The sequence below is a fragment of the Pseudoalteromonas sp. G5_S1_54_S4 genome, assembly GCF_054968565.1.
Map to the genome: position 1 here is coordinate 36,288 of NZ_JBQKUL010000033.1, position 13,963 is coordinate 50,250.

A 13,963-nucleotide genomic window follows, 5' to 3' on the forward strand; every position below is an offset into this window, starting at 1 on the left:
CCGCCTATTAGTTTGTTAGTTTAAATTTAGTTTGAGTTTTGCAATCGGCTCACCGCTGCATGTAAAGCAGCGTGATAGCCCATTGCACCTAATCCACAAATAACGCCTTGCGCCACATCAGAAAAATAAGAATGATGGCGAAACGTTTCACGTGCATGCACATTACTTAAGTGCACTTCAAAAAACGGAATATCAACGCTTAGCAATGCATCACGTAATGCGACGCTTGTGTGCGTAAATGCTGCAGGGTTAATTATTATGTAATCAACCGCTTGCCAAGCATCATGAATGCGTTCAATGAGCGCTTGCTCACTATTACTTTGAAAATGCGTTAACGCCACATCTAAACTATTAGCAGCGCTGTTTAACTCGCTCATAATATGCTCTAAAGAGTGCGAACCGTACTTATCGGGCTCACGCTTTCCTAGCATGTTTAAATTTGGGCCATTTATAACTAAAATCTTTAATTTTGCAGCCATAATACGCGATATATCCTATAAGTAATGAGTTAAGCGGTTACTAACTAATTTTTCACTAAAAAGTAAGCTGAAAAAAGTAAGATAGCAACAATTTCTCACGTTAACCAACTATTATAGTGATTTCGAAGTAAATAGCAGCAAAATACTGGTCTAATCTCTATTTTGGGGACGAATCTTGAGGGGGGAATAATGGCACAACATTAACAATCATGTTGTGCCATATAGAATGGTTATTCAGCGCTGGCACGCACTGCAGCAAGGTGCTTAGCGAAATCATCCGCATTTAAAAAGCCAGTAACACGTTGTGCACTTAGCTCTTCACCTTGAGTATTGAAGAATAAAATACTCGGTAAACCAAACACTGAATATGCTTCCATTAGCTCAATTGTTTCATTATCGCTTTGGGTTAAGTCAATTTGAATCAGTTGGTAATGGCTAAACTCACTTTGTACTTGCGGGTCGGGAAAGGTGTAATGCTCAAACTCTTTACACGCTACACACCAGTCAGCGTATAAGTCCACCATAACCATGCGCCCTTCGCTATTTGCTTGTGATACGGCTTGTTTAAGCTCGGCTAAATTGGCAACGTGTTTAAACTCATTGCTTTGCGAGGTTGTTTGTAAACTCACGGCTTGTGTTGGCCAAAAATAGTTTTTGGTTAAATTAAAGCCAGTAAGCATTAATAAAACAGCCATAAACCACAATAAGGTTTTTAATTTGCCTTGAGTTTGGGCGCTTTGCCAATAATGGAAATAAAGCGCTGTGGCGATAGCTAATAAGCCTGCCATAAGCATAATAATTTCAATATCTATAATGCGCTCTAGCAAAATAAGTGGCACAACTAACATAATAAAACCAAATAAGGTTTTAACTTGTTCCATCCAGCCGCCAGCTTTCGGTAATAGCTTACCTCCCGATGTACCTAATAATAACAGCGGTAGCCCCATACCTAAACTCAGTACGTAAAGTGTTAGCCCGCCTACTAGGTAATCGCCGCTTTGTGCCACAAATAATAATGCGGCTGATAAAGGCGCTGTAGTGCAAGGAGATGCAATAAGCCCTGATAAAACCCCCATCAAGAACACCCCAATATAGTTACCGCCTTTTTGATTGTTGCTCACTTGGGTTAGCTTGTTCATCATGCCGCTGGGTAACTTTATTTCGTACCAACCAAACATCGACATAGCCAGCAGTACAAATAATAAGCTAAAGCTAATTAATACATATGGATGCTGTAAATAGCCTTGCACTTGCCCGCCTAACGCAGCAACCACAAGCCCTAATGCTGCATAGGTAACCGCCATGCCTTGAATATAAACAAATGATAGGGCAAATGCTTTTTTGGTAGATAGGTTCTTTTGACCCGCAATTAAGCTAGATAAAATAGGGAACATCGGAAATACACACGGTGTAAATGCCAAACCTACACCCACGGCAAAGAAAATAGCTAAGTTAACCATTAAGCTTTGGCTGGCTAACTGCTCTGTAAATGTGAGTTCTTTATCAGGTGTTGATGCAGTTGCTGGTTTTTCTGCAGATTGGCTAAGTGCTGCAAATGCACTGCTTGCTGCGGTATTGTCATTAGTATTAGTTTCACTTGCCAGTACACTTAATGGAATGCTGATGATTTCAGGTGGATAACACAGCCCTGCTTTTGCACAGCCTTGATAACGCACCTTCACAACGCCATCTTCACTCACATTACTTAGTTTGCTGATAACGCTAAGAGAATTAAAAAACACCTCAGTTTTGCCAAAAAATTCATCTTCAATTATTTCACCAGCGCCCAACTCAGGCACGTCAATGCTGGCACCTTTGGCAATAATTTCTATTTTATCTTTATATAGGTAATAGTCATCAGCGATATCCCAACCAATAAATAACGTACTTCCTTGCTGGTCAAAATCAAATACAAACGCTTCATTTACCGGTAAAAATGTGTGCTGAGTCGGTTTTAGAAAATCATCAAGGGTATTTTGTGCTGCCCAAGCAGGCGCCATTAATACGCTTAATAAAAAAAATAAAATAAAGCGCATTAATGAAGCACCTCGTCCATCCAATTAAAGTAAGCCAAGTTACCCGTTGCCACATCAACAACTTGTATTTCTGGTACTTCGTAGCTGTGAAGATCTTTTAAGGTTAAAAATACATCGTTCATTTTGTCAGCCTTAGTTTTAATTAGCAGCTTTACTTCAGTTGCTTCAGCTACTTCACCTTCCCATATGTAAATAGAAGTCATGGCCGGTAAAATATTTACACAAGCGGCTAGTTTCTTTTCAATTAGCGCCATAGCCAATAAACGGGCTTCATCGTTATCTTTGCAAGTGGTAAAAATAAGTTTAAATTGCGTTGTCATAGTGAACCTTTACTTGTTTACGGGGGTCTAGCCCCATAGTAGCTGATAGCGGGTATAATGTGTAGACACGAACTCTGTCTGCATTTTGGGTCTTTGCAGTAAATTGATTTAGACCCGCTACCTATAACTTTACTAACATTAACGTTTATTACTTACTCTTATTAGCTTGAAAATAGACCCGACAACCCTCACTTATATTTCATTAGCACCTTAATAAGTGTCATTTTTTTAGAGAGTCTTATGTTTAGAATTTTATTTTTGCTGTTTATCATCATCCCTATTATTGAAATTGCCTTACTAATTCAGGTTAGTGACGTGATAGGTGGCTTCGCAACAATCGCTTTGGTAGTACTAACCGCGATTGTGGGTGCGAAAATGGTGAAACAGCAAGGAATGGGCGCACTACAAAACGTACAAGTGCAAATGGCTCAAGGGCAAATGCCTGCTAAAGAATTGTTTACCGGTATTTGCGTAATTATTGCAGGGGTACTTTTATTAACACCCGGCATTATGACAGATGTATTTGGCTTACTACTCCTTACCCCTGCTATTCGTAACAAATTAGCTGCAGGACTTGCTAGTCAAGCAACTGTAAGAATGAGCGCCAGCATGCATCAAACTGGCACTTCAGGGTTTTCGCAAACTCATCAATCAATGCATCACGAGCAAGATGAAAACCGCCCTAAGACCATAGATGGTGAATACGAGCGAAAAGATTAAAAATTTATCATTTTTTCTCTTGGAATTTTTCACTCCACCCCCATTAATGAAAGCAAATTAGATACACTTTTTTCTGTACTGTTCAGAAACTGTTAGGAGAACTAAAAACATGAACATTCGTCCTTTACAAGATCGCGTAATCATCAAGCGTCTAGAAGAAGAAACCAAGTCTGCTGGCGGTATTGTATTAACTGGCTCTGCAGCTGAAAAATCAACTCGCGGAGAAGTTGTTGCCGTAGGTAATGGTCGCGTTTTAGAAAACGGTGACGTTCGAGCATTAGAAGTGAAAGCCGGTGACACTGTGTTATTTGGCTCATATGTTGAAAAAACAGAAAAGATCGAAGGTCAAGAGTACCTGATCATGCGTGAAGACAATATTTTAGGCATTGTAGGCTAAACCTACTTTTCGTTTAACACACATTTTAAGAATTTAGAGGAAATTAAACATGGCAGCAAAAGAAGTACTGTTTGCAGGCGACGCACGTGCAAAAATGCTAACTGGCGTAAATATTCTAGCAAATGCAGTAAAAGTGACATTAGGCCCTAAAGGTCGTAACGTTGTATTAGACAAATCATTTGGCTCTCCTGTGATCACCAAAGATGGTGTATCTGTAGCAAAAGAAATCGAACTTGAAGACAAGTTTGAAAATATGGGCGCACAAATGGTTAAAGAAGTAGCGTCTAAAGCAAATGATGCTGCTGGTGACGGTACCACTACCGCAACTGTGCTTGCTCAGTCTATTGTAAACGAAGGTCTTAAAGCGGTTGCTGCGGGTATGAACCCAATGGATCTTAAGCGCGGTATTGATAAAGCAATCATTGCTGCAGTTGCAGAACTTAAAGCGCTTTCTGTTCCATGTGCTGATACTAAAGCGATTGCACAAGTAGGTACTATTTCAGCTAACTCTGATAAAGAAATTGGTGAAATCATTGCTGATGCAATGGAAAAAGTAGGCCGTAACACAGGTGTTATCACGGTTGAAGAAGGTCAATCACTGGAAAACGAGCTAGATGTTGTAGAAGGCATGCAGTTTGACCGTGGTTACTTATCTCCTTACTTTATCAACAACGCTGAAAAAGGCGCAGTTGAACTAGATAACCCATTTATCTTACTTGTAGATAAAAAAATATCTAACATCCGTGAACTATTACCAACATTAGAAGCAGTTGCTAAAGCAAGTAAACCTCTACTAATCATCGCAGAAGACCTTGAAGGTGAAGCGTTAGCGACACTGGTAGTTAATAACATGCGTGGTATTGTAAAAGTATCAGCGGTTAAAGCACCTGGTTTTGGCGATCGTCGTAAAGCAATGCTACAAGATATCGCGGTTTTAACTGGCGGTACTGTGATTTCTGAAGAAATCGGCCTTGAGCTTGAAAAAGCAACAGTTGAAGACTTAGGGACTGCTAAACGCGTAGTAATCACTAAAGATGACACAACAATCATTGATGGTGCTGGTGAAGAAGACGGCATTAACGGCCGTGTTGCACAAATCAAAGCACAAATTGAAGAAGCGACTTCAGACTACGATAAAGAAAAGCTACAGGAGCGCATGGCTAAATTAGCTGGCGGTGTTGCAGTAATCAAAGTAGGTGCCGCTACTGAAATTGAAATGAAAGAGAAAAAAGATCGTGTTGAAGATGCATTACATGCAACTCGCGCAGCGGTTGAAGAAGGCGTAGTACCAGGTGGTGGTGTTGCATTAGTGCGTGCTGCTAGCAAATTAGCAGACTTACTAGGCGATAACGAAGACCAAAACCACGGTATTAAAGTGGCACTTCGCGCGATGGAAGCACCACTTCGTCAAATCGTTACAAACGCAGGCGACGAAGCATCTGTTGTTATTAACGCAGTGAAAGGCGGTGAAGGTAACTACGGTTACAACGCAGCCACTGGCGAATACAACGACATGATTGAAATGGGTATCCTAGATCCAACGAAAGTAACCCGTTCTGCATTACAATTTGCAGGATCGATTGCCGGTCTAATGATCACCACAGAAGCAATGGTCGCTGAAATTCCTAAAGAAGAAGCGGGCGCTCCTGATATGGGCGGCATGGGCGGCATGGGTGGTATGGGCGGCATGATGTAGTGCGACGAGAGTCGCGTAGGTCACTAGCCTAGCAGGACTAGCTCAGAGTGAGTGCTAACTATAGCACTCACTTTCCCAACCTGCAAAACTAGTAGTCGACTCCGGTATTCGGGGGTAAAACCGAATGCCGGACTTATCTGAGTGATAAGGTCGCGCAATCGTGACTTTACGATTGGAAAACAAGTCACCGAGACATCAGTCATCGGCATTACGGAAACAAACAATTTCAGAGTTTCAGGTTTACCCCCTGAAGAGTAGCGAGAAGGTAATTCATCGCATGCCTTTTGGGCGCTCTGTTGTTAAGTAGTTTCGCTTCAAAAGCTGAGGATGCAACCTTTATAAGGTTACTTCTGAACGCGTTTTCTAAATCTCGACGAGTTTACGACCTACGGGCGTAAGCTGTTGTAGTTATTGTCTCAACTTTTATGTTTTCAACATTGAGTAGCGAGACCTGTTATACGGCTAACAGTAGCCTAGGGATAGTGCGATGAGGGTAACCCCATGGTGCAAAGCTTCCTGACAATGTACCCCTGTGTAAACGGTGTCTTAACTCGTGAGAGTGGGCATAGTTGGCTAACAATAAGCTGGCTGGGGGCTAGGCTGGGCAATATGGTTAACGTAAGTGAACTGTTGATAAATACCGTCAACCGCAAAGAGCGAAATATTGTTGATGCGCTCTGACCAAAAGGTACGTGGTCGGTTAATCCTTTTACATCTGGGATTACGCCGTCTTATGACCACCGGTAGATAGACAGAACCTACGTTGCTCGTGTAACTGCAATGGAACTCGGTAAGCCCGATTATTCGCCTGATTGCTAGTAACAGTAACACAGGCAAGCAATCCGTAAGGAGCGCTATTGGATAAGCGGGTAAAGGATGTCTGACCAAGCGAAGGCCGAACTGTAATGGCTCGGATAGGGGTTCTAACTTTGCCCTAACTCGAAAGAGTGCCAAATTCAGACTGGTCTTTAATCGTGTGAAGGCGTGTAAAGCCATCTAACAAATTAACCCAAGCGGGGATTAGCTATCCCGCAAGGGCTTGGCTTTTCTCCGTTTTGTGGTTATGGAGGAAAGCAAGATGAGTACGGAATGTATGTTCAATGTACCTGCGTTCTCCCACCAAGCAAACAGCTGGCATACCATTGATTGGTATGCGGCTGAACGCAAGGTGAGAGGGCTACAAGTACGGATCGCGAAGGCGACGAAGCAGCAACAGTGGCGCAAGGTGAAAGCCCTGCAACGCATGTTGGTGCGCTCGTTTTCTGCCAAGGCATTGGCGGTTAAACGGGTAACTGAAAATCGAGGCAAAAGGACTGCCGGTGTCGATGGGGAGTTATGGAGTACACCTGAGAGTAAATGGCTGGCGCTATTTCGATTAACGCGTAAGGGCTATAAGCCCAAACCGTTGAGGCGGGTTTATATTCCAAAAGCGAACGGTAAGCGTCGACCGCTTGGGATACCGACCATGCTCGACAGAGCCATGCAGGCGCTATACCTGCTAGCTCTAGAGTCTGTATCGGAAACCACCGCCGATAGAAATAGCTATGGCTTTCGCCCGATGCGCTCAACGGCAGATGCGATTGAGTAATGTTTTGTGAACCTTAGTCGCAAGCATTCTGCCAAATGGGTGTTAGAGGGGGATATCAAAGGGTGCTTCGATAACATCAGTCATGACTGGTTACTTGCCAATATTCCATTGGATAAACGAGTACTCGGAAAATGGCTGAAAGCCGGTTACATGGAATCCGGTAAGTTGAATCCGACTGAAGCAGGGACACCGCAAGGGGGAATTATTTCCCCTGTGTTGGCCAATATGGCACTTGATGGTTTGGAGGCGGTGCTCGAATCCCATTTTGGGAAGAAGAACACTAAAGCCAGCTACAAGACCAAGGTCAATTACGTGCGATATGCAGATGACTTCATTATTACTGGTATCTCACAAGAGTTGCTAGAAGATGAAGTAAAACCTCTCGTTGAAGCCTTTATGGCTGAACGAGGGCTGACGCTATCGCCAGAAAAAACGGTGATAACCCACATTGACGAAGGGTTCGACTTTTTGGGGCAGAACTTACGCAAGTATAAAGGCAAGCTTTTGATTAAGCCAAGCCGAAAAAACCTGCGAACGTTCCTCCATAAAGTCAGAAACATAATTAGCGGCAATAAAACGGTGACGGCTGGTTTGTTGATACACATGCTCAACCCTGTACTTAGAGGTTGGGCAAACTATCACAGACATATCGTTGCCAAGGAAACCTTTAATTATGTTGATTATCGGGTGTGGAAAATGCTTTGGAAGTGGTGTAGACGGCGGCATAAAAACCGTTGTCTCCGCTGGGTTAAAGATAAATACTTCAAAACAGTGGGCAAACGCAACTGGGTATTTTCCGGTAAATGGGAGGAGTCGAAAATGCTTCGCCTGTTCTCATGTAACGATGTGGTGATAAAGCGACACACCAAGATAAAAGCAGAGGCTAATCCTTATGACTTGGCATTTGAGGAATACTTCGAGCAGCGCTTAGAGCGAGCTTGGCGTGAATCAATGCAGGGCAAAAGGAAAGTGCTGATGCTCTGGCTCAGGCAGCAGCAATGCTGCGCTATGTGCCGCCACAAAATTACCAAAGAAACAGGATGGAATATCCATCATATTGTGGAAAGGGTAAAAGGCGGTTCAGATGAGCTAGATAATTTGGTGTTGTTGCACCCTAATTGTCATAGGCAGTTGCATTGGGGTAACATGGTTGATAAATAGTCAGGTAGGAATGAAGATGGATACGACCAAAGGAATGATGTCTTTACTGAAAGATATCAGCGAAGGTAAATATAATTCGTCTATTAGTAAAAACGATATTGACAACTTTCATGACTTGGAAGCATTGGTTGAGTGCGGCTACTTGAAAGCGGTACACAGTCCAACATATGTCAATCCTGGATATTTTGATATCAAGCTAACATCCATTGGCCTTAAAGCCCTTGAGGATAGTCAGTCAACAAAATCTGAATGGACTTTGCCCAATAGGTTGACCGCATTAAACATCGTGGTTGCTCTACTGGCTATAGTTGTTTCGGCAATAATTGCACTGTATATCATAAAAGGTTAAGTCGCTGGTCTGTACTTAGGTACTGACTTATAAAGGCTTGAGCCGTATGCGGGGAAACTCGCACGTACGGTTCTTAGGGGAGGGACAACCAGTAATGGTTGTTCCTTACCCGACATCATCCCCTCACACACCTAGCTCAAATAAAAACCCAGCTTCGGCTGGGTTTTTAGCAATAGAGATAAAATAAATTCACTAAGACAACAATAAAATTATCTCAGTGTATTCCAATGCAACTGAGTTCCTGCAAGCTATACCCAGAGTAAATTTTATTTAACATGATTAAGGATATTAAGTTGAATACTAAACCTGAAATAATCATCTCATCACTGGATGCAGATCGATTGTATGCGCTAATGGAATCGTTACCTGCGAACAGTTTTGCGGGTGAAAAAGAACTTGAAGCAGAACTTGGTAGAGCTAACATCGTTGAGCCACACGAAGTTCCCTCAACCGTGGTAACCATGAATTCAACAGTGAACTTTGTTGTTGAATCTACAGGTGAGGAGTTTACTTTAACGCTTGTTTACCCGAAGAATATTGACTCAAGTGGCAACAAAATATCAATCTTAGCCCCTGTTGGTAGTGCATTACTTGGCCTTTCACAGGGAGATCAAATTGAATGGCCAAAGCCAGGCGGTGGGTTAATAACAGTAACTATTAAAGAGGTAACTTATCAACCAGAAAGAGCTGGCGAGCTTCATAGATAGACTTTTAAATCCTCACAATTTTAAATTAATAAACAAACTTATATAAAAAATCCAAGCAAGGCTTGGATTTTTTTATTGAGTTACTGCTGACTAATGTCGTATAGCCTTTGTGCTTGACTATTAGAGGCTTTACTTACTTCTCTAAAGTCTTCGGCATCGGCGGCATTTTGCCCTGATATTTCTCGGATCCGTTCCGCTAGTTTTTTAACATTGACGGTTACTTGAGCCTGTTCTTCAGTGGCTACGGCAATACTTGCTGAGCGCCCTTTAATGTCGTTAAATGCATCGACTATATTTTCATATTGCGTGCGTGTTGTATTTGAACGATCATTGACCACTTCTGAGAACTCTCGGCATTCTTGAATAACACTGACTCCTTTTGCAGCCGCTTGTTGTAACTGACTGATCATGGTTTCAATTTCACCAGCTGATTGTTGCGTTCTTTGTGCCAGTGTTCTAACTTCATCAGCAACGACCGCAAACCCCCTTCCAGAATCACCAGCACGAGCAGCCTCAATAGCAGCATTAAGCGCAAGTAAATTAGTTTGCTCAGAGATATTCATAATCACATCTAATACCGAACCAACCTGCTGTGAATCTTCAGAGATTTGTGATATTGCATTGGACGACTCAGTTAGTTTATTGAACAACAGCTGGATAGATTCTGCGTTTTGTTCAATAACATTAAATCCAGAGTTTACAAGATCTGATGACTTAGCGGTAATATCTGCAACGCCACCAATATCTTCTGATGCCGATGAAGCCGCTATCGACATTTCATTGATAGCCGTGGCTAACAGCTCATTTTCTTGCATTAGTTCATGTGCGCGTTGCTGACTATTACTACTCAAGTTATCAATAGATTCAGCATTATTTTTTACTGAGGCCGCCTCTTCTTTAATCAGCCCAAGAATTTTAATAAGATGATCACCGTAATCATTAATAGCTTCGCAAAGATGACTCATTTCATCATCCCCCGATATTGGTAATTTAGAATCTGTTTGCCCTTGCATTAATGACCTAACTTGCGCCGAAGTCTGCTCTATTTGCTCAACTAATCGCTTACCAAAGACTAATAATGCCGATATAAATATAACAATGAGCACAATGAATGAACCATACAAATAATATGTCAGCGTATTAGCTGCTTTTTTTGCAATCGCTGTTGGAATTATCACGCCAGAGCGCCACTTTTGCTCCGGCAGTGAAAATGTCACTAGAATTGAGCTATCCCCCTTTATGACACCTGAACTAAACTCTGCTACGAGTCTATCTTTATTTTTCAAGGCGTTAACTAGAGGCTGTAAAGAGCTATCTTTACTCACAACTTGTGAAAAATTTAGCATGGCTAAGTTCGTATCTCTAAATGTAGGAATAGAAACAAACTGCTGCGCACTATCAATAATAAAACTGTAGGTACCGGTTGCTTGGTTTTCAGCAAGTAGTGACTTTTCAATATGAGAAAGCTCTATATCTAAAGTAGCGACTCCCCAAAACTGATTATTACGCTCAATTTTAACGGAACAAGTTACCATAGGCACATTCGAAACTGCATCAACATAAGCCTCAGACCATACACATACGCCTGGTTGAGCGTTAGCAGCACTTGTATACCAGCTTTCTTGTTGATATGGACTGCTATCAGCTTGGTTGTAGTCATCTAATAAAGTGTATTGACCATTATCGCCCTTAGCCCAAAACAAAGATGCCCTTTGTGCTGATGCATCTAACATATTTGGCTCTGGCCATATTCCACCACCGGCAATGCCTGAACCACTAGCAATTAACGGTGCCAAATTTTTAATAAATTGATCTTTATCAAGGGGAAGTGTTTGAGCAACAACAGATAAGCTTTTAGTTAATGCTGCACTTTTTCCTAAATCCTTAGCAAATGATTCACCGATTACTTTAGCCTGTAACTTAGCAGCAGAAATAGCTTCATTTTTTATAATTGGCGTTATTACCCATTGCATAATTACGGTTAAAACGAGCAAAGAGAAAACGATAAGTAATAAGCTTCCCGCATACATTTTTTTCTGTATTAACATTTTTAACCTCAGTTACAACCAAACAGCGTTAACTAAGTATAAGAAGGTTAATCGATTTATCAAAAAAAGAACAAAATTAATATGAATGCTTTTATCTTATGGTTTTATATTATTAATTAACCGCCTCACTATACAAAACAGATCGCTAGGTAGCATACCTCGCTCTCCATTTTTTTGCCCAGCAATATCAGCCGCTTTAGCATGCAGTGTAACACCATAGCAAGTCGCCTCAGCACAATCTAACCCTTGAGCAAGTAATGCCCCTACAATACCAGTAAGAACATCACCGCTACCGCCAACAGCAAGCGCAGGGCTTCCTTCTTCACAAACCCAAGTATGCTTACCATCGGCTATTAAAGTTCCTGCGCCTTTTAAAACACAAACTGCTGAGTAACGTTTAGCACATTGTTGAACATAGCTGAACCGATCAGACTCTATCTCCCCAGTCGACACCTTTAATAATCGAGAGGCTTCGCCCGGATGCGGGGTAAGTACACACCGCGTGGGCATTTTCGGTGAAGCTTGTTTAGCGAGTAAATTAAGTGCATCAGCATCAATAACTAAAGGCATATTATTACGTGTACAATACTCAATGACTTGATTAAAGGTATTTTGCGCCCATTCGTCTTGTCCAAGACCTGGGCCAATAACAGCACAGCTTGCCCACTCCAATGCGTGTTGCAAGTTATTACTACTTACCATAAGCTCTGGTCGGCCAAAACTGACTGGCATAATTGAGCTTTCATGGGTATACACTCTGACCATTCCAGCACCAGCTCTAAGCGCTGCCTCGCTTGTTAATCTGATAGCACCTGCCGTTCCTTGATTCCCACCAATACACAGTAATTTTCCATAACTACCTTTATGACTATTCAGAGCACGTGGTCCTAAGCCTTTAAAACTATTGATATTAATAAGCTTACCCGATGGGCTCGCTAATTCTACGAATGGCTCACCAATAGCCAAGTCATCAAAGATAAGCTCACCAACATACTCTTTACCCGCAGCCGTTGTTAACCCTTGTTTTACCCCTACAAAAGTAATTGTTTTAGTGGCTTTAATTGCAATGCCTAAAGGTTGGCCTGTATCAGCATTTATACCTGATGGCACATCAATACTGAGTATTGGTTTAGTGCTTTCATTCGCCGCTTTAATTATAGTGGCAACATTATCGCGTACCGTATTTTCAAGACCAGTGCCCAGTAATGCATCAATGATTACATCACACTCATCGAGTGCATCAGCGCTAAAGTTACAAATTTCACCACCGGCATCAATCCAGCGCTTTTGTGCTTTTGCAGCATCGCCGGTTAATTCTTTATTTTCATCTACGGCACACACCACTACATGTCTATCGGCTTGCTTAATAAGGCTAGCCGCAATATAGCCATCTCCTGCGTTATTGCCACTCCCTACGAGTACTAGAGTCTGCTGTGCATTGAATGATTTCCAATTTAAAAATGCGGCATGCCCCGCTCGTTCCATTAGGGTAAACAGATCACAACCACTGGCTTTTGCAGCATTACCCTCATGCTCTCTTATTTGCTGTGTTAAATATACGAATTGTTTAACGCTGGAAGATGAAGGTAATAACGACATGATAGGCTCTATTAAAATAAGTGTTGATTAAGTAGACTTTGGGCTCATTGGTTTTTTTTCAAGTAAGATCAGAAATGTATCATGCAAAAATAAGGGTGCAATCCTCTTATTTGAGTATTTATTACCAATTTATACCAATTCGCTTAATTAAGCAGTCTATTTTGAGGCAGGAAAAACGGGGTGATAGCTAGGCAAAAAACTCGCTATTTAGTTGTTCTAAATGAGAATTTTTTAACACAGGTAGCGACACGTTTAGCCCCCAAAATGATTGAGTATTATTGCGGATTGGTATTATATGGATTTTCTACCTGATGCTGATACGTTATTCTTAGCGACAACGCAGTAGAATATCGTAGTGCCCACAGCGCTCTAGAGCCACACAGCAAGGTACACTTATGTTTTTTTAATGGGATGAATTGGACTCTGAGGTAGTCGGTGCGTTCTTTTACCCGTGGGTTTCGTGTTACTCAACCCACGCTACGAAGTACAGGTTGACGCTGTGCAGCTGATAGCTGACGGCTGATAGCTAATATTTTTACTTTCCTGCAGACGTAAAAAAGCCCGACTATTGCTAGTCGGGCTTTCTCAATTTGGAGCCATGGTGCGCTACTTCGTAGCAACAACGCAGTAGAATATCGTGGTGTCAGCTCTGATCAACTCTCTTCCTTTAACCTAATACCTTTCACCTCGAACCTGCATTTTCACTTTCCTACAGACGTAAAAAAACCCGTCACATTGCTGTAACAGGTTTCTTTTATTTGGAGCCTGGTAATGTCGTAGTGCCCACAGCGGTAGAGAGCCACATAGCAAATGTATAGAGTCGGCATTAGGCGCTTATTCTTTTCCTTTTACCTGATGCCTTT

The 13,963-nt window shown here is 41.9% G+C and carries 10 protein-coding genes and 1 pseudogene; 6 read left to right on the plus strand and 5 right to left on the minus strand.

Translation table 11 applies throughout. The annotated features are described in order from the left end of the window. Positions 1–26: 26 nt before the first annotated feature. The 3 genes from aroQ to cutA all read right to left on the minus strand — a co-directional run bounded on the left by aroQ (position 27) and on the right by cutA (position 2,835). Complete coding sequence (aroQ, locus tag ACTRWE_RS13040) at positions 27–479, minus strand: type II 3-dehydroquinate dehydratase (protein WP_013466033.1); 453 nt, start codon at positions 477–479, stop codon at positions 27–29. A 230-nt stretch (positions 480–709) separates the two neighbouring features. Next, positions 710–2,515, minus strand: coding sequence for a protein-disulfide reductase DsbD (locus ACTRWE_RS13045; protein WP_350607571.1), 1,806 nt, complete (start codon positions 2,513–2,515; stop codon positions 710–712). Beyond that, the gene (cutA, locus tag ACTRWE_RS13050) at positions 2,515–2,835 is read right to left on the minus strand and encodes a divalent-cation tolerance protein CutA (RefSeq protein ID WP_013466035.1); all 321 of its coding nucleotides are present in this window, start codon (positions 2,833–2,835) and stop codon (positions 2,515–2,517) included. Before cutA ends, ACTRWE_RS13045 begins: the two co-directional genes overlap by 1 nt. 240 nt (positions 2,836–3,075) lie before the next feature. Between cutA and ACTRWE_RS13055 the strand changes: the two genes are divergently transcribed. The 6 genes and pseudogenes from ACTRWE_RS13055 (at position 3,076) to rnk (ending at position 9,453) form a co-directional block, all read left to right on the plus strand. Next, the gene (locus tag ACTRWE_RS13055; protein ID WP_064664113.1) at positions 3,076–3,555 is read left to right on the plus strand and encodes an FxsA family protein; all 480 of its coding nucleotides are present in this window, start codon (positions 3,076–3,078) and stop codon (positions 3,553–3,555) included. Between the two features lie 109 nt (positions 3,556–3,664). Continuing rightward, on the plus strand, positions 3,665–3,952 hold the full coding sequence (locus ACTRWE_RS13060; RefSeq protein WP_008113511.1) for a co-chaperone GroES: 288 nt from the start codon (positions 3,665–3,667) through the stop codon (positions 3,950–3,952). Between the two features lie 49 nt (positions 3,953–4,001). Further along, positions 4,002–5,648, plus strand: coding sequence for a chaperonin GroEL (groL, locus tag ACTRWE_RS13065; protein WP_013466037.1), 1,647 nt, complete (start codon positions 4,002–4,004; stop codon positions 5,646–5,648). A 1,078-nt stretch (positions 5,649–6,726) separates the two neighbouring features. Next, positions 6,727–8,397, plus strand: a pseudogene (ltrA, locus tag ACTRWE_RS13070) (group II intron reverse transcriptase/maturase). 16 nt (positions 8,398–8,413) lie between these two features. After that, positions 8,414–8,746, plus strand: coding sequence for a hypothetical protein (locus ACTRWE_RS13075; protein ID WP_462880128.1), 333 nt, complete (start codon positions 8,414–8,416; stop codon positions 8,744–8,746). 293 nt (positions 8,747–9,039) lie between these two features. Then, a complete protein-coding gene (gene rnk, locus ACTRWE_RS13080; protein WP_024601929.1) occupies positions 9,040–9,453 on the plus strand; it encodes a nucleoside diphosphate kinase regulator in 414 nt (137 codons plus the stop codon). A gap of 80 nt (positions 9,454–9,533) precedes the next feature. Here the strand turns inward: rnk and ACTRWE_RS13085 are convergent, their stop codons facing one another. Continuing rightward, positions 9,534–11,501 (minus strand): methyl-accepting chemotaxis protein, encoded by a 1,968-nt coding sequence (locus ACTRWE_RS13085; protein ID WP_462880129.1) that lies wholly within the window; start codon positions 11,499–11,501, stop codon positions 9,534–9,536. Between the two features lie 96 nt (positions 11,502–11,597). Continuing rightward, entirely contained in the window at positions 11,598–13,100 is a 1,503-nt protein-coding gene (locus ACTRWE_RS13090) for an NAD(P)H-hydrate dehydratase (RefSeq protein ID WP_462880130.1), read from the minus strand. Positions 13,101–13,963 lie beyond the last annotated feature (863 nt).

What these genes read in the sequence shown, in the direction of transcription:
- aroQ (WP_013466033.1), bottom strand. Translation starts at nt 479, where the DNA reads ATGGCTGCAAAATTAAAGATTTTAGTTATAAATGGCCCAAATTTAAAC.
- ACTRWE_RS13045 (WP_350607571.1), bottom strand. Translation starts at nt 2,515, where the DNA reads ATGCGCTTTATTTTATTTTTTTTATTAAGCGTATTAATGGCGCCTGCT.
- cutA (WP_013466035.1), bottom strand. Translation starts at nt 2,835, where the DNA reads ATGACAACGCAATTTAAACTTATTTTTACCACTTGCAAAGATAACGAT.
- ACTRWE_RS13055 (WP_064664113.1), top strand. Translation starts at nt 3,076, where the DNA reads ATGTTTAGAATTTTATTTTTGCTGTTTATCATCATCCCTATTATTGAA.
- ACTRWE_RS13060 (WP_008113511.1), top strand. Translation starts at nt 3,665, where the DNA reads ATGAACATTCGTCCTTTACAAGATCGCGTAATCATCAAGCGTCTAGAA.
- groL (WP_013466037.1), top strand. Translation starts at nt 4,002, where the DNA reads ATGGCAGCAAAAGAAGTACTGTTTGCAGGCGACGCACGTGCAAAAATG.
- ACTRWE_RS13075 (WP_462880128.1), top strand. Translation starts at nt 8,414, where the DNA reads ATGGATACGACCAAAGGAATGATGTCTTTACTGAAAGATATCAGCGAA.
- ACTRWE_RS13085 (WP_462880129.1), bottom strand. Translation starts at nt 11,501, where the DNA reads ATGTTAATACAGAAAAAAATGTATGCGGGAAGCTTATTACTTATCGTT.
- ACTRWE_RS13090 (WP_462880130.1), bottom strand. Translation starts at nt 13,100, where the DNA reads ATGTCGTTATTACCTTCATCTTCCAGCGTTAAACAATTCGTATATTTA.